General features: G+C 59.6%; 23 protein-coding genes. 15 read left to right on the forward strand and 8 right to left on the reverse strand.

The window, feature by feature from the left end; all coding sequences use genetic code 11:
- Positions 1 to 126: 126 nt before the first annotated feature.
- Both H7698_RS07365 and H7698_RS07370 read right to left on the reverse strand, forming a co-directional pair.
- Entirely contained in the window at positions 127 to 2,538 is a 2,412-nt protein-coding gene (locus H7698_RS07365; RefSeq protein ID WP_194690994.1) for a penicillin acylase family protein, read from the reverse strand.
- Positions 2,539 to 2,652: 114 nt separating this feature from the next.
- On the reverse strand, positions 2,653 to 3,234 hold the full coding sequence (locus H7698_RS07370) for a DUF6436 domain-containing protein (RefSeq protein ID WP_194690995.1): 582 nt from the start codon (positions 3,232 to 3,234) through the stop codon (positions 2,653 to 2,655).
- Positions 3,235 to 3,330: 96 nt separating this feature from the next.
- Here H7698_RS07370 and H7698_RS07375 point away from each other — a divergent pair, with 96 nt between their 5' ends.
- Positions 3,331 to 4,278, forward strand: a complete 948-nt coding sequence (locus H7698_RS07375; RefSeq protein WP_194690996.1) for an alpha/beta hydrolase — start codon at positions 3,331 to 3,333, stop codon at positions 4,276 to 4,278.
- 11 nt (positions 4,279 to 4,289) lie between these two features.
- On the opposite strand, the gene H7698_RS07380 is transcribed toward H7698_RS07375, so the two are convergent.
- Positions 4,290 to 5,027, reverse strand: coding sequence for a DUF2059 domain-containing protein (locus H7698_RS07380; RefSeq protein WP_162438392.1), 738 nt, complete (start codon positions 5,025 to 5,027; stop codon positions 4,290 to 4,292).
- 108 nt (positions 5,028 to 5,135) lie between these two features.
- Between H7698_RS07380 and H7698_RS07385 the strand changes: the two genes are divergently transcribed.
- Together H7698_RS07385 and H7698_RS07390 are read left to right on the forward strand one after the other, a co-directional pair.
- The gene (locus tag H7698_RS07385) at positions 5,136 to 5,768 is read left to right on the forward strand and encodes a 2OG-Fe(II) oxygenase (protein WP_162438391.1); all 633 of its coding nucleotides are present in this window, start codon (positions 5,136 to 5,138) and stop codon (positions 5,766 to 5,768) included.
- A 2-nt stretch (positions 5,769 to 5,770) separates the two neighbouring features.
- Positions 5,771 to 6,259 (forward strand): DUF523 domain-containing protein, encoded by a 489-nt coding sequence (locus H7698_RS07390; protein ID WP_194690997.1) that lies wholly within the window; start codon positions 5,771 to 5,773, stop codon positions 6,257 to 6,259.
- A 124-nt stretch (positions 6,260 to 6,383) separates the two neighbouring features.
- On the opposite strand, the gene H7698_RS07395 is transcribed toward H7698_RS07390, so the two are convergent.
- Positions 6,384 to 6,971, reverse strand: a complete 588-nt coding sequence (locus tag H7698_RS07395; protein ID WP_194690998.1) for a transporter substrate-binding domain-containing protein — start codon at positions 6,969 to 6,971, stop codon at positions 6,384 to 6,386.
- Between the two features lie 133 nt (positions 6,972 to 7,104).
- Here H7698_RS07395 and H7698_RS07400 point away from each other — a divergent pair, with 133 nt between their 5' ends.
- Positions 7,105 to 7,530 (forward strand): DUF4399 domain-containing protein, encoded by a 426-nt coding sequence (locus H7698_RS07400; RefSeq protein WP_162438388.1) that lies wholly within the window; start codon positions 7,105 to 7,107, stop codon positions 7,528 to 7,530.
- Between the two features lie 63 nt (positions 7,531 to 7,593).
- On the opposite strand, the gene serA is transcribed toward H7698_RS07400, so the two are convergent.
- Positions 7,594 to 8,823, reverse strand: a complete 1,230-nt coding sequence (gene serA, locus H7698_RS07405; protein WP_162438387.1) for a phosphoglycerate dehydrogenase — start codon at positions 8,821 to 8,823, stop codon at positions 7,594 to 7,596.
- 204 nt (positions 8,824 to 9,027) lie between these two features.
- On the opposite strand from serA, the gene H7698_RS07410 reads away from it, so the two are divergent.
- The 4 genes from H7698_RS07410 (at position 9,028) to H7698_RS07425 (ending at position 13,273) form a co-directional block, all read left to right on the forward strand.
- Positions 9,028 to 10,422, forward strand: coding sequence for an FAD-binding oxidoreductase (locus H7698_RS07410; protein WP_162438386.1), 1,395 nt, complete (start codon positions 9,028 to 9,030; stop codon positions 10,420 to 10,422).
- Between the two features lie 37 nt (positions 10,423 to 10,459).
- Positions 10,460 to 11,125, forward strand: a complete 666-nt coding sequence (locus tag H7698_RS07415; protein WP_162438385.1) for a fumarylacetoacetate hydrolase family protein — start codon at positions 10,460 to 10,462, stop codon at positions 11,123 to 11,125.
- A gap of 180 nt (positions 11,126 to 11,305) precedes the next feature.
- The gene (locus tag H7698_RS07420) at positions 11,306 to 12,238 is read left to right on the forward strand and encodes an SdiA-regulated domain-containing protein (RefSeq protein ID WP_194690999.1); all 933 of its coding nucleotides are present in this window, start codon (positions 11,306 to 11,308) and stop codon (positions 12,236 to 12,238) included.
- Between the two features lie 117 nt (positions 12,239 to 12,355).
- A complete protein-coding gene (locus tag H7698_RS07425; protein WP_194691000.1) occupies positions 12,356 to 13,273 on the forward strand; it encodes an SdiA-regulated domain-containing protein in 918 nt (305 codons plus the stop codon).
- A 210-nt stretch (positions 13,274 to 13,483) separates the two neighbouring features.
- On the opposite strand, the gene rpiA is transcribed toward H7698_RS07425, so the two are convergent.
- The gene (gene rpiA / locus H7698_RS07430) at positions 13,484 to 14,158 is read right to left on the reverse strand and encodes a ribose-5-phosphate isomerase RpiA (protein ID WP_162438382.1); all 675 of its coding nucleotides are present in this window, start codon (positions 14,156 to 14,158) and stop codon (positions 13,484 to 13,486) included.
- Positions 14,159 to 14,483: 325 nt separating this feature from the next.
- On the opposite strand from rpiA, the gene ilvA reads away from it, so the two are divergent.
- Positions 14,484 to 15,998, forward strand: a complete 1,515-nt coding sequence (gene ilvA, locus H7698_RS07435) for a threonine ammonia-lyase, biosynthetic (RefSeq protein WP_162438381.1) — start codon at positions 14,484 to 14,486, stop codon at positions 15,996 to 15,998.
- Between the two features lie 39 nt (positions 15,999 to 16,037).
- Entirely contained in the window at positions 16,038 to 16,463 is a 426-nt protein-coding gene (locus H7698_RS07440; RefSeq protein ID WP_194691001.1) for a DUF2269 domain-containing protein, read from the forward strand.
- A gap of 118 nt (positions 16,464 to 16,581) precedes the next feature.
- Here the strand turns inward: H7698_RS07440 and H7698_RS07445 are convergent, their stop codons facing one another.
- A complete protein-coding gene (locus H7698_RS07445) occupies positions 16,582 to 17,238 on the reverse strand; it encodes an HAD family hydrolase (protein WP_194691002.1) in 657 nt (218 codons plus the stop codon).
- Positions 17,239 to 17,381: 143 nt separating this feature from the next.
- Between H7698_RS07445 and H7698_RS07450 the strand changes: the two genes are divergently transcribed.
- Positions 17,382 to 17,861, forward strand: coding sequence for an RNA pyrophosphohydrolase (locus H7698_RS07450; protein WP_007945562.1), 480 nt, complete (start codon positions 17,382 to 17,384; stop codon positions 17,859 to 17,861).
- 22 nt (positions 17,862 to 17,883) lie between these two features.
- Complete coding sequence (gene ptsP, locus H7698_RS07455) at positions 17,884 to 20,163, forward strand: phosphoenolpyruvate--protein phosphotransferase (RefSeq protein WP_194691003.1); 2,280 nt, start codon at positions 17,884 to 17,886, stop codon at positions 20,161 to 20,163.
- 133 nt (positions 20,164 to 20,296) lie between these two features.
- Here ptsP and H7698_RS07460 read toward each other — a convergent pair whose 3' ends face one another.
- A complete protein-coding gene (locus tag H7698_RS07460; RefSeq protein WP_194691004.1) occupies positions 20,297 to 21,043 on the reverse strand; it encodes an NRDE family protein in 747 nt (248 codons plus the stop codon).
- Positions 21,044 to 21,177: 134 nt separating this feature from the next.
- Between H7698_RS07460 and H7698_RS07465 the strand changes: the two genes are divergently transcribed.
- From H7698_RS07465 to H7698_RS07475, 3 genes are all read left to right on the forward strand, one after another.
- Positions 21,178 to 21,960 carry a sulfite exporter TauE/SafE family protein gene (locus H7698_RS07465; RefSeq protein ID WP_194691005.1) on the forward strand — a complete coding sequence of 261 codons (783 nt, stop codon included), beginning with the start codon at positions 21,178 to 21,180 and terminating at the stop codon, positions 21,958 to 21,960.
- Positions 21,961 to 22,043: 83 nt separating this feature from the next.
- Entirely contained in the window at positions 22,044 to 22,850 is an 807-nt protein-coding gene (gene lgt / locus H7698_RS07470; protein ID WP_162438375.1) for a prolipoprotein diacylglyceryl transferase, read from the forward strand.
- A 48-nt stretch (positions 22,851 to 22,898) separates the two neighbouring features.
- The gene (locus tag H7698_RS07475) at positions 22,899 to 23,870 is read left to right on the forward strand and encodes a thymidylate synthase (protein ID WP_194691006.1); all 972 of its coding nucleotides are present in this window, start codon (positions 22,899 to 22,901) and stop codon (positions 23,868 to 23,870) included.
- The last annotated feature ends 75 nt before the right edge of the window (positions 23,871 to 23,945 follow it).

The raw sequence follows: 23,945 nt of genomic DNA on the forward strand, positions 1-23,945 counted from the left end.
TCCGGAATGTGTGTTGTTCTTATGGGCCCCATCGCTAGCAGGCTAGCCCCCACATTTGGTTCGGTGCGCGCAGTTCCATTGTGGGAGCTAGCCTGCTAGCGATGGGGCCAGTCCAGTCCGAAGATTTTACTGGGCACCCCGCGCCGGCAACAGCTTCAGCGTACTGCGCGTATTCGCCGTCACTTCCTCATCACTGAGATGGGCCTGGAAGTAGAGCCCTTCGATGTACGCCTCAGCCTGATCCTCATAATGACCATCGAACGGCACGCCGCTCTGGCCGACCGGGTTGATGGTCAGGCTGTGGGCCGGGTCGGCGAAGTCGATCAGCCGGCGGGTCGAGGGACCATAAGTGACCGGCCACGGCGCCGGCCCGATCTTGGCGGAAAGATTGTTCGGTACTTCATGGCTGCCCGGTGCTGCGAACGGGCCGACATTGAAGATCCGGTCCAGTGGTTTCTGCTGCCCCAGCGGATGCCCGTGAGTCAGCGTGTGCGCCTTGCCCCACTGCCATTGCGTGACATCCGTGCCGAGGGTTGTGTTGAGGTGAGCAAGGCTCGCCTGCCACGCCGTCTTGACCGTGTCGGCGCGGGTTTCCTTGCCAAGGGTGGTGCGGTTGTCCCACCACGGCGAGTCGGCAGTCGCGGCCAGGCGCGGCAGTGCGGCATCGATCACCCGAGTCGAGAGTAGAGTTTCGAAGAAAGCATCTCCCAGCTCGTCGTGCATCGCCGCGTCAGCGAGGTTGAACAGGAACTGGTTGAACAGCGTGGCACTGGTGGAATCGAGCGGGTAATCGCCTTTCCACTGCGCCAGTTGCTCCACCAACTTGAGTTCGGCGGGACTACTCACGACTTCACGCAACACCGGCAGCAACGGCGCCAACAGTCGCGGACCGTAGCCGGTGGTGGTGCCCAGCTGCAGCTTCTGGCTGGTGTCCAGATCCCACTTGATGGCTTTGTCGCTGAGCTGGCGATTGAGCTGCTGCCCACGGTCGGGCAGGTTGTAGTAGCCGGGAATCTCCATGCCGGTCGGTGATACGGGCTGGAAGTTGGCGGAGACGATGTAGCCGCGCGCCGGGTTTTCTTCCTGCGGGTTGGCGCTGAACGGGTAAAAACCATCCTTGTCCGACTCGACGGTGCTGCCGTCGAGAATGAAATTTCCGTTGACGCCGGCAGGTCGCTTGGGCAGTTGCGCCGCTGCCCACCAACCGATGTCGCCCTTGGCATTGGCCCACACAACGTTCAGGCCCGGTGCCTGGATCTTGGCAGCGGCACTGCGTGCCTTGGCCAGGGTGTCGGCGCGGTTGAGCTGGTAGAAGCCTTCGAGGATCGGGTTCTGGCTTTCCAGGAATCCCCACCACATGGCGATCGGGGTTTTGCCGACGCTGGCGCCCAGGGCATCGTTGACGATCGGACCGTGGGGCGACTGGCGCAGCACCAGGGTAACCGGCGCCTGACCCTTCACGGCGATCTGTTGTTCGCTGGTCACCATGTCGACCCATTTGCCGCGATACCAGACCTGATTGGGATTGTCCGGATTGACCTTCTCGGCGATCAGGTCCATGTCATCGTTCTGGAACATGGTGATGCTCCAGCCGAAATCGCGGTTCATCCCCAGCGAGGCAAATGGCATCAAGGCCTGATAGTGACCGTAGAGGTCGAAACCGGGGGCCGAGAGTTGCGCCTCATACCACACCGACGGCGCGGAGAAGCGGATGTGCGGATCACCTGCCAGTAATGGCTTGCCACTTTTGGTGCGGTTGCCGGCGACGACCCAGGCGTTACTGCCCTCGAACTGAGGCAAACCGTTATCGGCCAGTGCTTGTTCGCTCAAGCGGGCGAGGGTATTGAGGTCTTTCCAGTCCGCGCTGCCAAGGGCCGGCGCCGCGCCACCGTGACTGTTCGCCAGCACGCCTTTGGGCTGCCAGTCGAGGTCGAAGACGTTCAGGTAATTGGGCCCGAGTTGATCGCGCACGTAGGTCAGCAACGGCTCGGTGCGAAACGCGACGGCAAAGCTGTACGCCATGTAGCCGGCGATGCTGATGGTGTCCTGGGCTGTGAACGGACGCTTTTGAATGCCCAGCACGTCGAACTCTGCAGGTTTCGCATGGGTGTCCTGATACTGGTTGATTCCGTCCAGATAGGCCTGCATGGCAATGAACGCCGGTGACTGTTTATCCAGGTTGGCGAGGTAGGTTTCGGCGCGTTCGCGAATGCGCAGGCTGCGCATCAGCTTGTCGGTATCGAGCAGTTTCGGGCCGAGCACTTCAGCCAGTTCGCCACGGGCGAGTCGGCGCAGGATTTCCATCTGGAACAGACGGTCCTGGGCATGCACATAGCCGAGCGCGCGGTAGAGGTCTTTTTCATTTTCGGCGCGGATGTGCGGGATGCCGCGCTCGTCGTAACGCACGGTGACTGAACCCTGCAGGTGTTGCAGTTCAACCACGCCCTGGCGTGTCGGCTGCTTGCTGTAGACGTACCAGCCAGCGCCCGCGGCAAGCACGACTATGAGCAGGACGAGGGCAGTCAGTAGACGTTTCATGGTGGTTCCTTGTTCTTGTTATTAGTGGCAGCTATTCCCTGGCGTCACTGTTTAACACGGCTTACTGAATAGGCCCATCGCCCGTAGGAGGGATTCGTGTTGCCTGGTTTGTCCCTACTTCGGTGTATCGACCGGCCATGGGCAGTAACACCCCACCGCCAGTGTGTGCGTGGCACTCACCGGGCGGCCTTCGTTCAATGCCTGGAGAATCGGTTCGATGAAGCTGTTACTTGAATTGCACGTCAGGCCTTCGCTGTAGGGGCCGAAATACGCCAGCTTGCCGGTGCGATCCCAGATCGCCACGGCCGGGCTGGCGGGGATCTGTTCGGAGCCGGGCAGCACGGTGATGGTCTTGAGGCTGCTCAATGTGCTCGGTAACTGGCCGTGACTGCCGGGCTTTTGCACCGAGTAAAATTCGACACCTTGCGGCACATAGCGAGCCACCAGTTCGGTGAGGTGCTGTTGATTGCCGACGTTGCAGGGGCAGGCCGGGTCCCAGAAGTGCACCAGGCGAATGGCGCCGGGACCGGCGAGGTCGTCAGGCAGGTGCAGCGGGTCGCCGGAGAACACGGCGGTGTGCTCGCTGAACGCACGCAGGTAGCGCCCCTGAAACCAGTCGTAGGCAGCCCACAACACGGCGGCACACACGAGGGCGAGCAAGCTGGCGAACAGTGTGGTGCGGTAGACCGGGCGCATGGGTATCATCCTTAGAGATCGGCTAGCTTGCCATGCTTGCCGCGACAGATGAATATCGCAGCCCCATAAAGTCCGTTTCACCTGCTGGAATTACTCATGTCTGCCACTTTCGCCCCCGATCATTTGCGCGACAGCCTGCGGCCATTGGCCGAGGGGCAGCCGTTGTCGGTGGAAGCGCTGGCCTATCAGCGTTTTTATGGCCTCGATTTCCCGGGGCGGGAACTGCGCAGTGGCTTGGGCCGTTTTGCGGTCGATGGGTATCAGGTGGTCAGCCAGTTCTGGTGGCCAGCACGGGCGAAGGCGACGCTGTTTCTGTTTCACGGTTTCTACGATCACACCGGGCTGTATCGGCATGTGATCGAGTGGGCGCTGGATCAGGGCTTCGCGGTGATTGCCTGCGATTTGCCGGGGCATGGCCTGTCCAGTGGCGAGCGGGCGAGCATCATGGATTTTTCGGAGTACCAGGACACGCTGCAAGGGCTTTTCGCGGAGGCACTGTCCCTTGATATGCCGCAGCCGTGGCACCTGTGCGGGCAAAGCACGGGAGGAGCGATCGTGATCGATCATGTGCTCAATCAGGGTGCTGACAGCCCGGCGCAGGGCCAGGTAATCCTGCTGTCGCCGCTGGTCCGGCCGCGCGCCTGGGGCTGGTCGCAATTGAGTTACTACCTGCTCAGACCCTTCGTTAAAGCCATCGCCCGGCGCTTCAGCGAAAACTCCAACGACCCGGATTTCTTACCCTTCCTGCAAGCCGATCCGCTGCAACCGCTACGTCTGCCGACCGCCTGGGTGGGGGCGTTGGCGCGTTGGATCAAGCGTATCGAGGCGGCACCCAACAGCTTGCGTCGGCCGCTGATTGTGCAGGGGCAGGCGGACATGACGGTGGATTGGGAACACAACCTTGGGGTGTTGAAGGCCAAGTTCGATCGGCCGCAGGTGTTGATGTTGCCGCAGGCGCGGCATCACCTGGCGAATGAGACGCTGGCATTGAGAGCGGAGTATTTCGGGTTTTTGACGAAGCGGATCAAGGGGCGAAATCTATAGCGTCCTGGATGCTAAGGATTCTGCCCCACCGCCAACCCCGCCCGAATCGCCGCCAGCGCCGCCTGATAGTAAGCCTTGCCTTCAGCTGACTCGGCAAAGGTGGCGAACTCTTCCAGTTCGTTATCCGACAGGTCGCGATAAACGTAGAGCAGCGTGTTGTTCAGGTCGCTGCCAATTTGTTCCATCAAGCGCTGGCGCTGACCATTCAACATGCCTTGAGCCTGACCGCCACCGAGCAAACCCGGAATCATCGAACTCAGACTGTCGGCCGCGACACCGGCAATTGCCAGGCTGACCTCGGCGCCGGCTTCGCGGGCGGGCAGTGCCTGAGCCAGGTGGCCGATGATGAGCAAGCGGCTGTCGCTGGCCTCGATTTTCGGTAAACCCTTGGCGTTTTTTGCCAGTTGATCACGACGGGTCGCGAGTAACTCGGCGGCGACGATTTTCTTGCCCAGCGGCGACTGGAAAAAGGTTAGCGCGGGCTTGGGGTCGGCCAGCACCTTGCGCAGTTGTGCCTCTGCGCGCTGATCGACAGCCTGGGGGGCGAAACGCTGATTGCTGTTGTTGACCAATGCCTGAAACACCGCCGGTGGCAGGCTGTTCTGGTAACGCTGCTGGGCGGCCGAGAGGGCGTCGTTAAAGTGCGCGCGTTGTTCCGGCCAGCCGGCGACCTTGTACAGCTGATCGTGGCCGTCTGCCCAGGCGGGCATTACGCAGAACATCAACAGTGAGAAAAGCAAACGGCGCATAGGGACTCCTGTCAGCAGGCGACTATTCTCCGTGTGGTATCCGGACTTGTCGAGAATTCGTATCAAGCCGCTGCGCGGCTCTGTCGGATTTGCAGGCACAGGAATACTATGCGCGCCATGCAAATACCCTCTGATCATCCGCTGCTGTTACGTATCGTCGACGACCTGGCTACACAGGGTTGGTCACAGCAGAATATTTTCCTGCCTCTGGGTCTGACCCGGGAACTGGCGGCTGAGTGCCATAAACGTGCGGCCGAAGGTGAATTGGCCCCGGCAGCCGTGGGACGCGGACCGACATCGGAGATTCGCGAGGGCATCAGGGGTGACCGTATCCAGTGGATCGAGCCCGGTCAGGCATTGGCGTGCGACAGCTATTTGCAATTGATGGACAGCCTGCGCGAAGCGTTGAATCGGGGCCTGTACCTGGGGCTGGAAGACTTCGAAAGCCATTTCGCGCTGTACCCGCCCGGTGCTTTCTACCTCCGGCACGTGGATCGCTTTCGCGACGATGATCGCCGCATGGTCTCGGCGGTGGTCTACTTGAATGACGCCTGGCTGCCAGAGCACGGCGGTCAGTTGCGCATGTACCTGAATGGAGGCACCGAACACGATGTGGTGCCGGTCGGCGGATGCCTGGTGGTGTTCCTGTCGGGTGAAGTCCCTCACGAAGTGATGCCCGCCACCCGAAATCGCCTGTCTTTGACGGGCTGGTTCCGACGTCGCGGCAACGAGCCTTTCTAATCATGCAAAAGATACTGGTAAGCCGTTGCCTGCTGGGTCACCGGGTTCGTTATGACGGCGGCGCCAGCGGGCCTTTCGATCAGCTTCAACAATGGATCGACGAAGGTCGGGTCGTACCCTTGTGTCCGGAAGTCGCCGGAGGATTGCCGACCCCGAGGGCGGCGGCGGAAATCCCGGGCGGACAGGGCGCTCAAGTGCTCGATGGACAAGTGTCGGTTATCACCACCGAGGGCGAGGACGTCGGCGCGCAGTTTTTGTCTGGGGCCTATCAGGCGCTGGAGCTGGTGCAAAAGCACGGTATCCGTATTGCCGTGCTAAAAGCGAACAGCCCGTCCTGTGGGAATTTGCTGACTTATGACGGGACGTTCAGTGGGGTGAAGTTCAGTGGCGAAGGGGTGACGGCCGCGTTGCTGAAGCGCCATGGCGTTCAGGTCTTCAGCGAGCTGGAATTGCCACATGCGGCGCAAGCTCTGGCCGCGCAGGACCAGTAATCACCACATACCCTGTGGGAGCGGGCTTGCCCGCGATGAGGCCATGTCAGTCAACAAAGATGTTGGATGACAGACCGCTATCGCGAGCAGGCTCACTCCTACAGTGGTGCGCATCAGTCTGAAATTATGGCTTCGGCGCGACGCTCGTGTCCGACTCCAACCACTTCTGCTCCAACGCCTCCAGTCGTCCATCGGCCTTGATCCGCGCCAGTGCATTCTCCAGGCTGGCATGAAACGCCGGATTTCCCTTCTGAAACGGAATCGCCAGGCTCACCGGCGCAGCTGCTTTGGGCTTCTCCTGCGCCAGTGTCTGCACCAGCAGCATCGAGCGCGGCTCTTCTTCTTTCTGCGCGATCAAATCCGCTTTGGCGTAACTGTAAGGTTCGCTGAAGTCGAAACGATCCTTGAGTTCCGGGGTCACTGCTATGTGATTGATGGCGACGTCGTACTTGCCGCTCTCGACGCCGGGCAACAGATCGTTGGAGTCGACGACGACGAAATCGGCACGCACGTCCAGCTCATTCGCCAGCAGCTGACCCAATTCGACTTCAAAGCCTGTTAGTTTGCCGTCATCCTTGAAATTGAAGGGCGGTGTATTAGCCTCAAGGGCAATGCGCAATTCGCCGCGGTCGTTCACGTCGTCAATCAGTTCGGCATGAGCCAGCGGGCTCAGAAGAGGTAACAGGCAGATCAGGCCAGGCAACAAGCGCATGGTCACTCCTTGAATTCATTATCGCGAGTCTTTGGTTTGGCTCGCTTTGCTATGGTTGTCGAGTGCCTTCGACAACAAATGGTCATGAAGTTGTCATGACTGCACGGATTTTACGAAAAAACTGGAGAAGAGAATGAAAACCTTTATGTCACGAGCAGCATTCGCCGGCCTGTTGTTGAGTGCTTCGATGATGGCAATGGCTGCGACTCCGGCCCCCAAGGGTGCAGAAGTGTTTATCGTATCTCCCGAAGACGGTGCCACCGTCCCGGAAACCTTCACCGTCAAGTTCGGCGTCAAGGACGTGTCCCTTGCCCCTGCCGGCGACGTTACCAAAAACACCGGTCACCACCATTTGCTGATCGACGTCGACAAACTGCCAGCCGCCGGCGCACCGATTCCGCTGGACGCCAACCACATGCACTTCGGCAAGGCGCAAACCCAGGCCGAGATCAAACTGGCACCGGGCAAGCACACCTTGCAGCTGGAACTGGGTGACAGCGGCCACATGCCGTTCGATCCGCCAATCGTGTCGAAGAAGATCACCGTGACTGTGAAGTAACTGTTTCACGGTCATGAAAAAGGGAGCTCCGAGGAGCTCCCTTTTTTGTCACTCAAGTCACTATCAGAACAACACACGGCAACGAATGGTGCCGTTGATGTGCTGCAGTTTCTCTTGGGCGATTTCCGAGTAGTCTGCATCGACGTCGATCACGACGTAACCGACTTTCTCGTTGGTCTGCAGGAACTGACCGGAAATGTTGATGCCGTTTTCGGCGAAGACCTTGTTGATCTCGCTCATCACACCCGGAATGTTCTCGTGGATGTGCAGCAGACGGTGCTTGCCAGGGTGAGCCGGCAGGGCCACTTCCGGGAAGTTGACGGACGATACCGAGGTACCGTTGTCGCTGTACTTCACCAGTTTCTCAGCGACTTCCAGACCGATGTTGGCTTGCGCCTCTGCGGTGGAACCACCGATGTGCGGGGTCAGGATCACGTTGTCCAGGCCACGCAGCGGGCTTTCGAACTCTTCGTCGTTGGAGCGAGGCTCCACCGGGAATACGTCGATGGCCGCGCCGATCAGGTGCTTGTCCTTGATCGCGTCCGCCAGTGCATCGAGCTCGACCACGGTACCGCGAGCCGCGTTGATCAGGATGCCGCCCTTCTTGATGGCGCGGATTTCCTTCTCGCCGATCATCCACTGGGTCGCAGCGGTTTCCGGAACGTGCAAGGTGACGATGTCGGACATGCCCAGCAGTTCGGTCAGGCTGGCAACTTGCGTTGCGTTGCCCAATGGCAGCTTGGTCACGGTGTCGTAGAAGTACACCTTCATGCCCAGGCCTTCAGCCAGGACCGACAGTTGAGTACCGATCGAACCATAACCGACGATACCCAGCTTCTTGCCCCGGATTTCGAAGGAGTTGGCCGCGCTCTTGATCCAGCCGCCACGGTGGCAGGAAGCGTTTTTCTCAGGGATGCCGCGCAGCAACAGGATCGCTTCGGCCAGCACCAGCTCGGCAACGGAACGGGTGTTGGAGTACGGGGCGTTGAACACCGCGATGCCGCGTTCGCGAGCTGCGTTCAGATCGACCTGGTTGGTGCCGATGCAGAAACAACCGACAGCCACGAGCTTCTTCGCGTGATCGAAGATCTCTTCGGTCAATTGAGTGCGGGAGCGAATGCCGATGAAGTGCGCATCAGCGATCTTTTCCTTCAGCTGGGCTTCCGGCAGAGAACCCGTGAGGTACTCGATGCTGGTGTAGCCCGCCGACTTGAGAACGTCGACAGCCGATTGGTGGACGCCTTCGAGAAGAAGGAACTTGATCTTGCTCTTATCGAGAGAAGTCTTGCTCATCTGCGTAAACCTGTATCCCGGAGAAAATTGGCAGGAAGTAGCCAGCAGATGCTGACCCGGACGGCAACAATGCCGTCACCGCAGAATGGCCGTTGGGCACTACCCTGCGGGGTCGGTATGCTAGCATATGCACCCCGCTAAACACTCATTCCTGCGACGTGAAGCGTTCTCAGGATGACCATGAATTGTTCGAGAGTTCTGTCGATGACCAATCCTGCCCTGATTGATGAGCTGAAGACCCTGGTTGAGCCTGGCAAGGTGCTGACCGATGCCGACTCCCTGAATGCTTACGGTAAGGATTGGACCAAGCATTTCGCCCCGGCCCCGACTGCCATCGTTTTTCCCAAGACCACCGAACAGGTTCAGGCCATTGTCCGTTGGGCCAATGAGCGCAAGGTGGCGCTGGTACCGTCCGGAGGTCGTACCGGGCTTTCCGCTGCGGCAGTGGCCGCGAATGGCGAAGTGGTCGTGTCGTTCGACTATATGAACCAGATCCTCGACGTGAACCTGACCGACCGCACCGCGGTTTGCCAGCCAGGTGTGGTGACCGAACACCTGCAGAACGTTGCCGAAGAGAACGGCCTGTACTACCCGGTGGACTTCGCTTCGGCAGGTTCGAGCCAGATTGGCGGCAATATCGGCACCAATGCCGGCGGGATCAAGGTGATTCGCTACGGCATGACCCGCAACTGGGTGGCCGGCATGAAGGTCGTCACGGGCAAGGGCGATCTGCTGGAGCTGAACCGCGACCTGATCAAGAACGCCACCGGTTACGACATGCGCCAGTTGTTTATTGGTGCTGAAGGCACGCTCGGTTTTGTGGTTGAAGCAACCATGCGCCTCGATCGGGCACCTAAAAACCTGACCGCGATGGTGCTCGGCACGGCGGATTTCGACTCGATCATGCCGGTTCTGCACGCGTTTCAAGGCAAGCTCGACCTGACCGCGTTTGAATTCTTCTCCGACAAGGCACTGGCCAAGATCATGGCCCGCGGTGATGTACCGGCCCCGTTCGAAACCGATTGCCCGTTCTACGCGCTGCTGGAATTCGAAGCGACCACTGAAGAAGTGGCCAACCACGCCCTGGAAACCTTCGAGCATTGCGTTGAGCAGGGCTGGGTGCTGGACGGCGTGATGAGCCAGAGCGAAACCCAACTGCAGAACCTCTGGAAGCTGCGCGAATACATCTCCGAAACCATCTCTCACTGGACGCCTTACAAGAACGACATTTCGGTCACCGTCTCGAAAGTCCCGGCGTTCCTCAAGGAAATCGACGCGATCGTCGGCGAACATTACCCGGACTTCGAAATCGTCTGGTTCGGCCACATCGGCGACGGCAATCTGCACCTGAACATCCTCAAACCGGAAAACCTGAGCAAGGACGAGTTCTTCGCCAAGTGTGCGACCGTGAACAAATGGGTGTTCGAAACCGTCGAGAAGTACAACGGTTCGATTTCCGCCGAGCACGGCGTGGGCATGACCAAGCGGGATTACTTGACCTACAGCCGTTCTCCGGTCGAGATCGAGTACATGAAAGCCGTCAAGGCAGTGTTCGACCCGAATGGCATCATGAACCCGGGCAAAATCTTTGCTGTTTGACTTTCGAACTTAAGCGCTACGAATCAGGAGTCGGTCCATGAGCTATCAGCACCAGTATCTCGACGGTACGCGTATTCACTTCCCGTTGGGCAAAGTCGTGTGCATCGGACGCAATTACGCCGAACATGCCAAGGAGCTGGACAACCCGGTTCCTACCGAGCCGCTGTTGTTCATCAAGCCGGGCAGTTGCGTGGTCCCGTTGGAAGGCGGTTTCAGCATTCCGACCGAGCGCGGTTCAGTGCATTACGAGGCGGAAATTGCTGTGTTGATCGGCAAGCCGTTGTCGACCAAGCCGAGTCGTGAAGAAGTGCTCGATGCGATCTCTGGCTTCGCCCCGGCCCTGGACCTGACCCTGCGTGACAAGCAGGCCGAACTGAAATCCAAAGGCCTGCCGTGGGAAATCGCCAAGTCGTTCGACGGCGCGGCGGTGATCGCTCCATTCGTGTCTGGCAGCACGTTCGCTGACCTGACCGACATCGGCATTCGCCTGACCATCAACGGTGAAGTTCGCCAGGACGGCAACAGCAGCGCGATGCTTAACCCGATCGTGCCGATGATTCAGCACATGGCAGGCTGCTTCTCGCTGCAGGCCGGTGATGTGATCCTGACCGGGACTCCGGTGGGTGTGGGGCCGCTGAATGTTGGTGATGAACTGGTCATCGAATTGCCGGGCGCGAGCAGTTTCAGTACCAGCGTTCGCTAATTCACGCTGACCTCTTGTAGGAGTAGAAGCTTGCTCGCGATGAGACCTTCACATTCAACAGTGATGTTGGATGACAGAAGGTCATCGCGAGCAAGCTTTGCTCCTACTGGGTGGTGGGGCCTCTCGAGCAGGGATTGCCTGCTACTTCCTATTTCCTGAATTTCCGGAACACAACCATCAATGGCCATCCAACCGCTGCCCACGCTAAAACCTGCCCGCCGCCCGCGCTTTTTCATGCGTTGGTACTCCTGGCTTTTGCTGGTCGCGGCCGCCGCCTATGGCCTCGCCTTTGCCATGCATTGGGATGACCGGGGCTTGCTTTGGGTGATGGAGCGCTTCGAGAGCCCGACCGAGCGTCAGGAGAGTATCTGGCTGCCGGATTACCAGGCGGTGATCGACGCCAAGTTGCTGCCAGGCATGGAAAAGGACGAGGCATCCGATCTGGCCTACAACCCGCAAACCAAGACCCTGTTCTCGGTCATGGGCAAGAACCCCTTCCTGGTCGAACTGACGTTGCAGGGCGATGTGTTGCGCAAAATGCCGTTGGTGGGCTGGAGCAATCCAGAAGGCCTGACGGTGATGGATAATGGTCTGCTGGCTATTGTCGATGAGCGCGAGCACTTGCTGTCCATCGTCAAAGTCGATGCGCAAACCCGTGAATTGAACATTGCCGATTTCCCGAAGTACGACCTTGGCCCTTCCAAAGATCAGAACAAAGCCTTCGAAGCCATCGTCTGGGATGCGCGCAATCAGCAGATGCTGTTGGGTGAAGAACGTCCGCCGGCGTTGTTTACCTGGAAAAGCAACGACAACGGCCAAACCCTTGCTGGCGATAAACAGAAGCTCGACAGCGACGAACTGGACATCCGCAATCTGTCTGCGCTGGCCATCGATCCCCGCACCGGGCATACCCTGGTGCTGTCAGCCGATTCCCACTTGTTGCTGGAACTGGACGAGAAGGGTGAGCAGGTCAGTTTCATGACGTTGCTGGGCGGCTTCAATGGTCTGAAGAAGACCATCCCGCGGGCTGAAGGCATGACCATGGATGAAGCGGGCAACCTGTATATGGTGAGCGAGCCCAACCTGTTTTATCGCTTCGAGAAGCAACGCTGATAACCGAGCGTGTAGGAATGCTTCTGTGTGGTTGTGGGACAGGGCAAGTGGCCATTAAGCTTCAGTTCAGACAGGCGTGGTATTTCATCCGCCTGTTTTGAATCCGAGCACACCAGAATGCGTCGATTGGCCCGTCCCAAACCTCTAATCCTGATCTTCTCAGTCATTGCGCTGATCGTCCTGGTCGCAATCGGCCAATACCTGCGTTTGTTCGAGCGCGGCTGGTTCAACCTGCACACACTTTGGCAGCCGGAGAGCGAGCTCTCCATCGGTCTGGATCGCTATCAGGTGACGGTCGAGGCGCGGGTCATCGATGGTCTGGACGACGATGTGTCGGCGCTCACCTTCGATCCCATCCGTAAAAGCCTGTTTACCGTCACCAACAAGAATTCCGAACTGATCGAGCTCTCGCTGGATGGCCAGATCATCCGGCGCATCGCGCTGGTCGGTTTTGGTGATCCGGAAGCGGTGGAATTCATCAGCGCCGACACCTATGTGATCACTGACGAGTACGAACAGCGGTTGATCAAGATTCATCTGGAGCCCAGTACCACCTTCCTTGATGCGGCAGATGCCGAACAGATAACCCTTGGCGTCCACATGAGCGGCAACACGGGTTTCGAAGGGCTGGCTTACGATTCGGTGGGCAAACGACTGTTCGTCGCGAAGGAACGCAACCCGATGCTGATTTACGAAGTGCAGGGTTTTCCCCATTACGATCCGGAAAAGTCCTACGCAGTGCACGTGGTCAACAACCCGAAACGCGATGCGGGGATGTTTGTGCGAGACCTGTCGAGCCTGCAATACGACGAGCGCAGCGGTCACTTGCTGGCATTGTCCGACGAGTCGCGGCTGATTCTGGAGCTGGACGTGGACGGGCGACCGCTGAGCACCATGTCGCTGAACAAGGGGCGTCAGGGCCTGAAGAAGTCGGTGCCGCAGGCAGAAGGGATCGCCATGGATGACGACGGCACGATGTACCTGGTGAGCGAGCCGAACCTGTTTTACGTGTTCAAGAAGCCGATACAACCCTGAGCAACACAAATCCCCTGTAGGGGCCGGCATTGTGGTGAGGGGATTTATCCCCGTTCGGCTGCGCAGCAGTCGTAAACCAGTGCGTGTGGTGTGTCGGAGCTATGGGATTGCAAGCGTTGGGTCGCTGCGCGACCCAACGGGGCGGTGCGACGTTCGCTAAATCCCCTCGCCACAAAAGCTCGCTCCCACAGGTTTTGTGCTGTGTCTGAATTACTGGGCGCGCAGGGTCTTCACACCTTCACTGGTCCCCAGCAACAACAGGTCCGCCGGGCGCGCCGCGAACAAGCCATTGGTGACCACGCCAACAATCGCATTGATCTGTTTTTCCAGTTCCACCGGATTAGTGATCTGCATGTTGAACACGTCGAGGATGATGTTGCCGTTGTCGGTCAGCACGCCTTCACGGTAAACCGGGTCGCCGCCAAGCTTGACCAGCTCGCGAGCGACGTGGCTGCGGGCCATCGGGATCACTTCCACCGGCAGCGGAAACTCGCCGAGTACCGGCACCAGTTTGCTGGCGTCGGCGATGCAGATGAAGGTCTTGGCCACGGCCGCAACAATCTTCTCGCGGGTCAGCGCCGCGCCGCCACCCTTGATCAGGTTCAGGTGCTCGTCACTTTCATCGGCGCCGTCGACGTAGAACTCCAGGTCGCTGACCGTGTTCAGTTCATACACGGGAATACCGTGGCCTTTGAGGCGGGCGGCGGTGGCTTCGGAGCTGGCAACCGCGCCGTCGAACGCACCTTTATGTTTCGCCAGGGCGTCGATGAAGCAGTTCGCGGTGGAGCCGGTGCCGACCCCGACGATGCTTTTGTCGTCGAGTTTCGGGAGGATGAAGTCGACGGCGGCTTGAGCCACTGCCTGTTTGAGTTGATCCTGGGTCATGCGGGCTCCGAGGTGCCGAAGAGGGGAACGAAAGGTCGGCATTATAGGCTTGGCTATGTGGCAGGTCATTGCCCGATTGGCGGGCGGAGCAGAATTGCTTTTGTGGCGAGGGGATTCATCCCCGTTCGGCGGCGCAGCCGTCGTAAAAACAGAGAATGCGGTGTGTCTGGGGGAATGCCGGGGAGTGCTTCGCACTCCAGCGGGGATGAATCCCCTCGCCACAATGGATCTGTACGACCTAAAACCACCTGTTTAGTGTGGTCGCCCGCCCGAAAGCCGGGTTAGACTCCTTGGCCCTGCCCAACCCGCTCAGTGATGCTTTCCGATGCTCGAACAGTACGTCAAAAAGATCCTCACCTCGCGCGTTTATGACGTTGCCGTAGAAACCCCATTGCAGACTGCTCGCCAGCTCTCCGAGCGGCTGGGCAACAACATTTGGCTCAAGCGCGAAGACTTGCAGCCGGTGTTCTCGTTCAAGATTCGCGGCGCCTACAACAAGCTGACCCAACTGAGCGACGAAGAACGCGCTCGTGGCGTGGTGACGGCTTCTGCGGGCAATCACGCTCAGGGACTGGCGCTTGCAGCCAAAGTGCTGGGCGTGAAAGCGACGATCGTCATGCCCAAGACCACCCCGGAAATCAAAGTGGAAGGCGTGCGCTCGCGAGGCGGCAAAGTGGTGCTGCACGGGGATTCGTTCCCGGAAGCCCTGGCCTACTCGCTGAAACTGGTCGACGAAAAAGGCTACGTCTATATCCACCCCTATGACGATCCCCACACCATTGCCGGGCAGGGCACGGTGGCCATGGAAATCTTGCGCCAACACCCGGGGCGTCTGGACGCGATATTCGTTCCAGTGGGCGGTGGCGGGCTGATCGCCGGGATCGCGGCGTACGTGAAGTACCTGCGACCTGAAATCAAAATCATCGGCGTGGAACCGGACGATTCCAACTGTCTGCAAGCGGCAATGGCAGCCGGTGAGCGTGTGGTTCTGCCGACCGTGGGCATCTTCGCCGACGGCGTCGCGGTGGCGCAGATTGGTCAGCACACCTTCGAGATCTGCAAGGATTACGTCGATGACGTGATCACCGTCAGCACCGATGAAATCTGTGCGGCGATCAAGGACATCTACGATGACACTCGCTCGATCACCGAGCCTGCAGGTGCGTTGGGCGTGGCCGGGATCAAGAAGTATGTCGAGCTGAACGGTGTGACCGGTCATACCTTCGTGGCCATCGACTCCGGTGCCAACGTCAATTTCGATCGTCTGCGTCATGTCGCCGAACGCGCCGAACTGGGTGAGGGCCGTGAAGCGATCATTGCCGTGACCATCCCCGAGAAGCCAGGCAGCTTCAAGGCGTTCTGCGAAGCCGTCGGCAAACGTCAGATCACCGAGTTCAACTACCGCTACAACACCGGCAGTGAAGCCCATATCTTCGTTGGCGTGCAGACGCATCCGGACACCGACCCGCGCAGTGCATTGATCGCCAGTCTCAGCGATCAGGGTTTTCCGGTACTCGACCTCACCGACAACGAACTGGCGAAGTTGCACATCCGTCATATGGTCGGCGGCCGTGCGGCACAGGTCGTCGATGAAGTGATTCTGCGCTTCGAATTTCCGGAACGTCCGGGCGCGCTGTTCAACTTCCTGAACAAGCTGGGCGGGCGCTGGAACATCTCGATGTTCCACTATCGCAACCACGGCGCGGCCGATGGGCGTGTGGTCGCAGGTCTGCAAGTGCCTCACGACGAGCGCCATCTGGTACCGGCGGCACTGGAAGAGATTGGTTACCCGTACTGGGACGAAAGCGACAACCCGGCCTATCTGCTGTTTCTGGGCTGAACGGCTACGCTGATGGGCAGATCATAAGGAAATCGAACAATGGAAACGTTAACCGCCCTGAAGATGGCGCACACCGCGGCGACGGCCATTTTGTTGGGTTGCGCGCTCGGCTTGGGAATATGGGTGTGGCAAACGCGGCGTAACGGTGACGCGACGGCACCCGCCCGCACATTGCAGCGACCACGGGTTTTCGTGTGGGTCTTGATGGGACTGGCGCTGTTGAGCATGCCGTTCACCGGCTGGTGGATGGTGCATCTGGTGGGCTGGCCACTGGGGCAGACGTGGCTGCTGGCGTCGAGCGTGCTTTATACCGTGGCAGCGTTGGCGTGGTTCTGGCTGCTGGTGCGGCTGAACATGCTGCGCAAGGCACCGGGAGGGGGCGGCAAGTTCACCTTCGCTCTCGCATTGTTCAGCTTTACGTGTCTCGTCGCCATCGCTGGTTTGATGGGCGCCAAACCGGTTTAGCGCGAAACCTGTAGCAGCTGCCGAGCCACGAGGCTGCGTTGCGGTCCGCAGGAGCGCCCATAGGGGCCGCTTCGCAGCCCAACGCAGCCTCGTGCCTCGGCAGCTGCTACAGATGGTTTCAGTCGCGCAGACTAATCACCGGCCAGCCACGCTTCTCGGCTTCGGCCCGCAGATTCGGATCCGGGTCGACAGCAATCGGATTCGTCACCTGCTCCAGCAGCGGCAAATCATTCATCGAGTCGCTGTAGAAGTAACTGTCTTCCAGCGAATAGCCGGTCTCTTCCAGCCAACGATTCAGCCTCGTCACCTTGCCGTCACGGAAGCACGGCACGTCGGTGCTGCGTCCGGTATATCGGCCGTCCGCCAATTCGCATTCGGTTGCGATCAGGGTTTCAACGCCCAGGCGCTGGGCAATCGGTGCGGTCACAAAGCGGTTGGTCGCGGTGATGATCACCAGTTTGTCGCCAGCGTCGCGGTGCTTGGCCAGCAACTCGATGGCCTGGGGCAGCACGATGGGTTCGATGCAATCGCGCATGTAATCGAGATGCCATTGGTCCAGCGTGGCCATCTCGGTGCGGCCGAGGATTTCCAGGCAAAAGTTCAGGTACGCGTCGTTATCCAGCTTGCCCGCCAGGTAATCCTGATAAAACTCATCGTTGCGCGCCTTGTAGGCAACGGCATCGAGGAAACCGCGTTCGCACAGGTAATCGCCCCAGGCGTGGTCGCTGTCGCCGCCCAGAAGGGTGTTGTCCAAGTCGAATAAAGCCAGCCGCATTGCAGTTACTCGCTGAAAAGTCTGTAGAAAGGCGTCCAGAATACGGACTTTTCACAAGAGTGCACATAAGGTAGGCCGGCTCGTTGCTGCCTTCACAACCTTTGTGGAACAATGCGGCGACATGCGTTTGCGAGGTTGTTGCCGTGATCGACCCCGATGGTTTCCGCCCCAATGTCGGGATCATTCTCACGAATGATGCCGGACAGGTGCTATGGGCTCGCCGTATCAATCAAGATGCCTGGCAGTTTCCACAGGGAGGGATCAACCCCCAGGAGACGCCGGAAGACGCCTTGTATCGCGAGTTGAACGAAGAAGTGGGCCTGGAGCGCGAAGATGTTGAAATTCTCGCCTGCACCCGGGGCTGGTTGCGCTATCGTTTGCCGCAACGTCTGGTCAGGACTCACAGCCAACCGCTGTGCATCGGCCAGAAACAGAAATGGTTTCTCCTGCGCCTGATCTCCAACGAGCAGCGGGTGCGGATGGATTTGACCGGTAAACCGGAATTCGATGGCTGGCGTTGGGTCAGTTATTGGTATCCGTTGGGCCAGGTGGTGACATTCAAGCGCGAGGTGTATCGACGCGCTCTCAAAGAGCTTGCCCCGCGCCTTTTAACGCGCGACTGACGACGGAGTTCGACCCCGAGCCATGCTCAATACGCTGCGCAAGATCGTCCAGGAAGTTAACTCCGCCAAGGATCTCAAGTCGGCGTTGGGGATTATTGTGTTGCGCGTCAAAGAGGCCATGGGCAGCCAGGTCTGTTCGGTCTATCTGCTTGATCCCGAGAGCAACCGCTTTGTGCTGATGGCCACCGAGGGCTTGAACAAACGCTCGATCGGCAAGGTCAGCATGGCGCCGAACGAAGGTCTGGTTGGCCTGGTCGGCACGCGTGAAGAACCCCTGAACCTCGAAAATGCAGCGGATCACCCGCGCTATCGCTACTTTGCCGAGACCGGGGAAGAGCGTTACGCCTCGTTCCTCGGTGCGCCGATCATTCACCACCGCCGCGTTGTCGGCGTGTTGGTCATTCAACAGAAAGAACGTCGTCAGTTCGATGAGGGTGAAGAAGCCTTCCTCGTGACCATGAGCGCGCAGCTCGCCGGCGTTATCGCCCACGCCGAAGCCACCGGTTCGATCCGTGGACTTGGCCGTCAGGGCAAGGGTATCCAGGAAGCAAAGTTTGTCGGCGTACCGGGTTCGCCGGGTGCGGCGGTCGGTACCGCGGTGGTCATGTTGCCTCCGGCGGATCTGGACGTAGTGCCAGACAAGACCATCACCGACATAAACGCCGAACTGGGCCTGTTCAAGACCGCCATCGAAGGCGTTCGCGCCGACATGCGTACCTTGTCCGCCAAGCTTGCGACGCAGCTGCGCCCTGAAGAGCGTGCGCTGTTCGATGTCTACCTGATGATGCTTGACGATGCCTCGCTGGGCAGCGAAATCACCACCGTGATCAAGACCGGCCAGTGGGCCCAGGGCGCGCTGCGCCAGGTGGTCACCGAGCACGTCAACCGTTTCGAACTGATGGACGACGCCTACCTGCGCGAGCGTGCTTCGGACGTCAAAGACCTTGGCCGCCGCCTGCTCGCCTATTTGCAGGAAGAGCGCCAGCAGACCCTGGTCTACCCCGATAACACCATTCTGATCAGCGAAGAACTGACGCCGGCCATGCTCGGCGAGGTGCCGGAGGGCAAGCTGGTGGGTCTGGTCTCGGTGCTGGGTTCCGGCAACTCCCACGTGGCGATCCTGGCTCGCGCCATGGGCATCCCGACGGTGATGGGCCTGGTCGACCTGCCGTACTCCAAGGTCGACGGCATCCAGATGATCGTCGACGGTTACCACGGCGAGGTCTACACCAACCCCAGCGACGTACTGCGCAAGCAGTTCGCCGAAGTGGTCGAAGAAGAGAAGCAACTGGCCCTCGGGCTCGATGCGCTGCGGGACCTGCCGTGCGTAACGCTCGATGGCCACCGCATGCCGTTGTGGGTCAACACCGGCCTGCTGGCGGACGTGGCTCGGGCGCAGAAGCGGGGTGCCGAAGGCGTCGGTCTGTACCGCACCGAAGTGCCGTTCATGATCAACCAGCGCTTCCCGAGCGAAAAAGAGCAGTTGGCGATTTACCGTGAACAGCTCGCCGCGTTCCATCCGCAACCGGTGACCATGCGCAGCCTGGACATCGGCGGTGACAAGTCGCTGTCGTACTTCCCGATCAAGGAAGACAACCCGTTCCTCGGCTGGCGCGGCATTCGCGTCACCCTCGACCACCCGGAAATCTTCCTGGTGCAGACCCGTGCAATGCTCAAGGCCAGCGAAGGCCTGAACAACTTGCGGATTCTGCTGCCGATGATCTCCGGCACCCACGAACTCGAAGAAGCCCTGCACCTGATTCATCGGGCCTGGGGTGAGGTCCGCGACGAAGGCACCGACGTGCCGATGCCGCCGATTGGCGTGATGATCGAGATCCCGGCAGCGGTGTATCAGACCAAGGAACTGGCGCGGCAAGTGGATTTCCTGTCGGTCGGCTCCAACGACCTGACCCAGTACCTGTTGGCCGTCGACCGTAACAACCCCCGGGTAGCCGACCTGTACGACTATCTGCACCCGGCCGTGCTTCAGGCATTGCAGAACGTGGTCCGTGATGCCCATGCCGAAGGCAAGCCGGTGAGTATCTGCGGTGAAATGGCCGGTGATCCGGCCGCGGCGGTGCTGCTGATGGCGATGGGTTTCGACAGCCTGTCGATGAACGCCACCAACTTGCCGAAAGTGAAGTGGATGTTGCGTCAGATCAACCTGAGCAAGGCCAAGGAGTTGTTGGCCGAGTTGATGACTATCGACAACCCGCAAGTTATCCACAGCTCGTTGCAGTTGGCGCTGAAAAACCTCGGGTTGGCGCGGATGATCAATCCGGCTTCGGCGAAAACCCTCTGAAACGCTGATGGCCCCATCGCGAGCCAGCTCGGCTCCTACAATTGTGCTCCGGCGTACACAAAGGTGTGTTCACTGAAGATCAACTGTTGGAGCCGAGCTGGCTCGCGATGAGGCCAGACCTCACAACGCCCCTTTAAACTTTGACCTCCACTTCCCCAAGATGCCCGCCATACGGCCCGAAACTCCTTTCGACCATCACCCGCGTCCCGTCCGCCTGAACAATCAACGCCGTACTTGCCCGCGTTCCGTAAGTCGGGCTGGCAATAAATACGCTCGACAGCAACGTTTCGGTGGCAAGCCCGACCCCTGTGTCCGGCAATTCGGCGAACGCCGCCGTCTGCGAATCGTTCAACAGCGCCAGTAATGCCTTTGGCTGCGGATCATTGAGCGCGTCCTCCAGCGCCGCCCGCGCCTTCAGCAACTTGGGCCAGGGCGTATCCAAACCAGCATTCGACAACCCGTAGACACCCGGCTGCAGCATTACCGCTTCAGTTTCCCGCGAGTTGAAATGCCAGAGCTCGTGAGTGTTGCCGACGAGCAGGTTGAACCCGGCATATTCGACCGAACGTCCTACAACGTCGGTTAAATAGTCATCAATTGGCATGTCGCCATTGATAAAGCGCGCCACCAGTTCACCGCGGGATTTGCGTGCTGGCGGTTGATGAGGATCGCGAATGTTCGTCAGCGCGGCGAATCGGCCGTTGGCACCGACGCCAAGCCAGGTGCCCCCGGCCTCTAGATCGCGCCCGGCATGCACGTGCGGTGATTCCGGCCATTGGGCCAGGGGCAGGCTGGGACGGGCGTAGAATTCGTCGCGGTTGGCCGCCACGATCAACGGCTGGGCGTGACCTGGGCGCCAGGCGAAAACAATCAGGCACATAAGGTGGTCCTTGTGTGTTTTTTGCCCACTCTACGCAGTCATCGTCTGTCGATCCATCGCCTTGCACAGTGGAGCCCAAGGGCATCCATCCGTTACCATGCCGCTCCTATTTTCGGGATGTGCGGGAAACGGCCATGGAATTTCTGCTCTACCTGGCGCTGGGCGCCTGCGCAGGTGTGCTGGCCGGGCTGTTCGGGGTCGGTGGCGGGATCATTATTGTCCCGGTGCTGGTGTTCAGCTTTACCTTGCAGGGCTTCGATACGTCGATCCTGACCCATCTCGCCGTCGGCACATCGCTGGCGACCATTATTTTCACCTCGGTCAATGCGATACGTGAGCATCACCGTCGCGGGGCGGTGCGCTGGCCGATCTTTGCGTGGATGACCCTCGGTATTCTCATCGGCGCCGGTTTCGGCGCGCTGACGGCCGAAGCGATTTCCGGCCCGAACCTGCAGAAGATCATTGGCGTGTTCGCGCTGATCATCGCCGTGCAGCTCGCCCTGGACGTCAAACCCAAGGCCAGCCGAACGGTGCCCGGCAAAGTCGGTCTGACCGTAGCCGGTAGCATCATCGGCTGGGCCTCGGCGATTTTTGGCATTGGTGGCGGTTCGCTCACGGTGCCGTTTCTGACCTGGCGCAGCGTACCGATGCAGCAGGCGGTGGCGACATCGTCTGCATGCGGTCTGCCGATTGCGTTGGCCAGTGCGTTAAGTTTCATGATTCTGGGCTGGCACGATCCGTTGCTGCCGGCCCATAGTCTCGGTTTTATTTATTTGCCGGCGCTGCTCGGGATTGCCCTGACCAGCATGTTTTTCGCCCGCGTCGGCGCTCGATTGGCACACAAGCTTTCGCCGAAGTTGCTGAAAAGACTGTTTGCCGCTTTGCTGTTCTGCGTCGGTTTGAGCTTTCTGCTCTGACGCATTCCGCAATACTGGCTTAATCCTGGCGTGACAGCGTCGCCCGGGAATTTCGAACGTTTCAACTCTAACGAGGAGTCGCAATGCTGCCTTACCCGCAGATCGATCCGGTGGCCCTGGCCATCGGTCCGCTGAAAATCCACTGGTACGGCTTGATGTACCTGATCGGCATTGGCGGCGCCTGGCTGCTGGCGTCCCGTCGCCTGAACCGGTTCGACCCGACCTGGACCAAGGAGAAACTCTCCGACATGGTCTTCTGGATGTCGATGGGTGTCATCGTCGGTGGCCGGCTGGGCTATGTGCTCTTCTACGACCTGAGTGCTTATCTGGCCAACCCGACACTGATTTTTGAAGTGTGGAAGGGTGGCATGTCGTTCCACGGCGGGTTCATCGGCGTGATGCTGGCGGCATTGTGGTTCGGTAAAAAGAACGGCAAGTCGTTCTTCCAGCTGATGGACTTCGTCGCGCCGATGGTCCCGATTGGTCTCGGCGCCGGGCGCATCGGCAACTTCATCAATGCCGAACTGTGGGGCAAGGCAACCGACGTGCCATGGGCAATGGTCTTCCCGACCGATCCGGCACAACTGGCGCGCCACCCGTCGCAGCTGTATCAGTTCGCGCTCGAAGGCGTGGCGCTGTTCCTGATCTTGTGGCTGTACTCGCGCAAGCCTCGGCCGACCATGGCGGTGTCCGGCATGTTCGCACTGTTCTATGGCATCTTCCGTTTCATCGTCGAATTCGTCCGCGTTCCGGACGCTCAACTGGGCTATCTGGCCTGGAACTGGCTGACCATGGGCCAGGTACTGTGCGTACCTATGATCCTCGCCGGGTTGTTCCTGATCTGGCTGGCGTATCACCGCGCTCCGGCAACGCCAGCGGCGGCCGTATAAATTCGAACCCCGGGGCGACGGCTCCGGGTTCAAGGACACAGGTAATTCATGAAGCAATATCTCGAACTGGTCGCCCACGTCATCAAGAACGGCACCAAGCAGGCCAACCGCACTGGCGTGAACACCATCAGCTTTCCTGGCGCGATGCTGCGTTACGACCTGAAGGAAGGTTTCCCGGCGATCACCACCCGCAAGATGGCGTTCAAATCGGCTATCGGTGAAATGTGCGGTTTTCTGCGTGGCGTGAACAACGCCGCCGAATTCCGTGCATTGGGCTGCAAGGTCTGGGATCAGAACGCCAACGAAAACGCCCAATGGCTGGCTAACCCGTTCCGTCAGGGCGAAGACGACCTCGGCGAGATCTACGGCGTGCAATGGCGCAAATGGCCGGCGTACAAGCAGATCCCGGTCAGCAATAAAGCCGCTATCGAACAGACCTTGAGCCAGGGCTATCGCCAGATCGCCGAAGGTGAAGAAGACGGACAGGCCTACGTGGTGCTGTACAAGGCGATCGACCAGATTCGCCAGTGCGTCGACACCATCATCAAGGACCCGGGTAGCCGTCGTATCCTGTTCCATGGCTGGAACGTCGCCCAACTCGATGAAATGGCCCTGCCGCCGTGCCACCTGCTGTATCAGTTCCACCCGAATGTCGAGACCAAAGAGATCTCTCTGACCCTCTACATCCGCTCGAACGACCTGGGCCTTGGCACGCCGTTCAACCTCACTGAAGGCGCCGCGCTGCTGAGCCTGATCGGTCGCCTGACCGGTTACACACCGCGCTGGTTCACCTATTTCATCGGCGACGCCCACGTCTACGAAAACCACCTGGACATGCTGAACGAACAGCTCAAGCGCGAGCCGTTCCCGATGCCGAAGCTGGTCATCAGTGATCGTGTGCCGGAGTTCGCCAAAACGGGTGTTTATCAGCCGGAGTGGCTGGAGCAGATCGAGCCGAGTGATTTCTCGCTGGAAGGCTACGAGCATCACCCGCCGATGACCGCGCCGATGGCGGTCTGACAATCTGCACGCAGTCCCCTGTGGGAGCTAGCCTGCTAGCGATAGCGCCGGTACATCCAACACTGATGTGACTGA

The organism is Pseudomonas sp. p50(2008), assembly GCF_015351605.1.
Lineage (GTDB): Bacteria > Pseudomonadota > Gammaproteobacteria > Pseudomonadales > Pseudomonadaceae > Aquipseudomonas.

What these genes read in the sequence shown, in the direction of transcription:
- H7698_RS07475 (WP_194691006.1), top strand. Translation starts at nt 22,899, where the DNA reads ATGAAGCAATATCTCGAACTGGTCGCCCACGTCATCAAGAACGGCACC.
- H7698_RS07395 (WP_194690998.1), bottom strand. Translation starts at nt 6,971, where the DNA reads ATGCGCTTGTTGCCTGGCCTGATCTGCCTGTTACCTCTTCTGAGCCCG.
- H7698_RS07440 (WP_194691001.1), top strand. Translation starts at nt 16,038, where the DNA reads ATGGAAACGTTAACCGCCCTGAAGATGGCGCACACCGCGGCGACGGCC.
- H7698_RS07375 (WP_194690996.1), top strand. Translation starts at nt 3,331, where the DNA reads ATGTCTGCCACTTTCGCCCCCGATCATTTGCGCGACAGCCTGCGGCCA.
- H7698_RS07425 (WP_194691000.1), top strand. Translation starts at nt 12,356, where the DNA reads ATGCGTCGATTGGCCCGTCCCAAACCTCTAATCCTGATCTTCTCAGTC.
- H7698_RS07420 (WP_194690999.1), top strand. Translation starts at nt 11,306, where the DNA reads ATGGCCATCCAACCGCTGCCCACGCTAAAACCTGCCCGCCGCCCGCGC.
- serA (WP_162438387.1), bottom strand. Translation starts at nt 8,823, where the DNA reads ATGAGCAAGACTTCTCTCGATAAGAGCAAGATCAAGTTCCTTCTTCTC.
- H7698_RS07370 (WP_194690995.1), bottom strand. Translation starts at nt 3,234, where the DNA reads ATGCGCCCGGTCTACCGCACCACACTGTTCGCCAGCTTGCTCGCCCTC.
- H7698_RS07380 (WP_162438392.1), bottom strand. Translation starts at nt 5,027, where the DNA reads ATGCGCCGTTTGCTTTTCTCACTGTTGATGTTCTGCGTAATGCCCGCC.
- H7698_RS07365 (WP_194690994.1), bottom strand. Translation starts at nt 2,538, where the DNA reads ATGAAACGTCTACTGACTGCCCTCGTCCTGCTCATAGTCGTGCTTGCC.
- lgt (WP_162438375.1), top strand. Translation starts at nt 22,044, where the DNA reads ATGCTGCCTTACCCGCAGATCGATCCGGTGGCCCTGGCCATCGGTCCG.
- H7698_RS07445 (WP_194691002.1), bottom strand. Translation starts at nt 17,238, where the DNA reads ATGCGGCTGGCTTTATTCGACTTGGACAACACCCTTCTGGGCGGCGAC.
- H7698_RS07400 (WP_162438388.1), top strand. Translation starts at nt 7,105, where the DNA reads ATGAAAACCTTTATGTCACGAGCAGCATTCGCCGGCCTGTTGTTGAGT.
- H7698_RS07465 (WP_194691005.1), top strand. Translation starts at nt 21,178, where the DNA reads ATGGAATTTCTGCTCTACCTGGCGCTGGGCGCCTGCGCAGGTGTGCTG.
- H7698_RS07460 (WP_194691004.1), bottom strand. Translation starts at nt 21,043, where the DNA reads ATGTGCCTGATTGTTTTCGCCTGGCGCCCAGGTCACGCCCAGCCGTTG.
- rpiA (WP_162438382.1), bottom strand. Translation starts at nt 14,158, where the DNA reads ATGACCCAGGATCAACTCAAACAGGCAGTGGCTCAAGCCGCCGTCGAC.
- ptsP (WP_194691003.1), top strand. Translation starts at nt 17,884, where the DNA reads ATGCTCAATACGCTGCGCAAGATCGTCCAGGAAGTTAACTCCGCCAAG.
- H7698_RS07410 (WP_162438386.1), top strand. Translation starts at nt 9,028, where the DNA reads ATGACCAATCCTGCCCTGATTGATGAGCTGAAGACCCTGGTTGAGCCT.
- ilvA (WP_162438381.1), top strand. Translation starts at nt 14,484, where the DNA reads ATGCTCGAACAGTACGTCAAAAAGATCCTCACCTCGCGCGTTTATGAC.
- H7698_RS07385 (WP_162438391.1), top strand. Translation starts at nt 5,136, where the DNA reads ATGCGCGCCATGCAAATACCCTCTGATCATCCGCTGCTGTTACGTATC.
- H7698_RS07415 (WP_162438385.1), top strand. Translation starts at nt 10,460, where the DNA reads ATGAGCTATCAGCACCAGTATCTCGACGGTACGCGTATTCACTTCCCG.
- H7698_RS07390 (WP_194690997.1), top strand. Translation starts at nt 5,771, where the DNA reads ATGCAAAAGATACTGGTAAGCCGTTGCCTGCTGGGTCACCGGGTTCGT.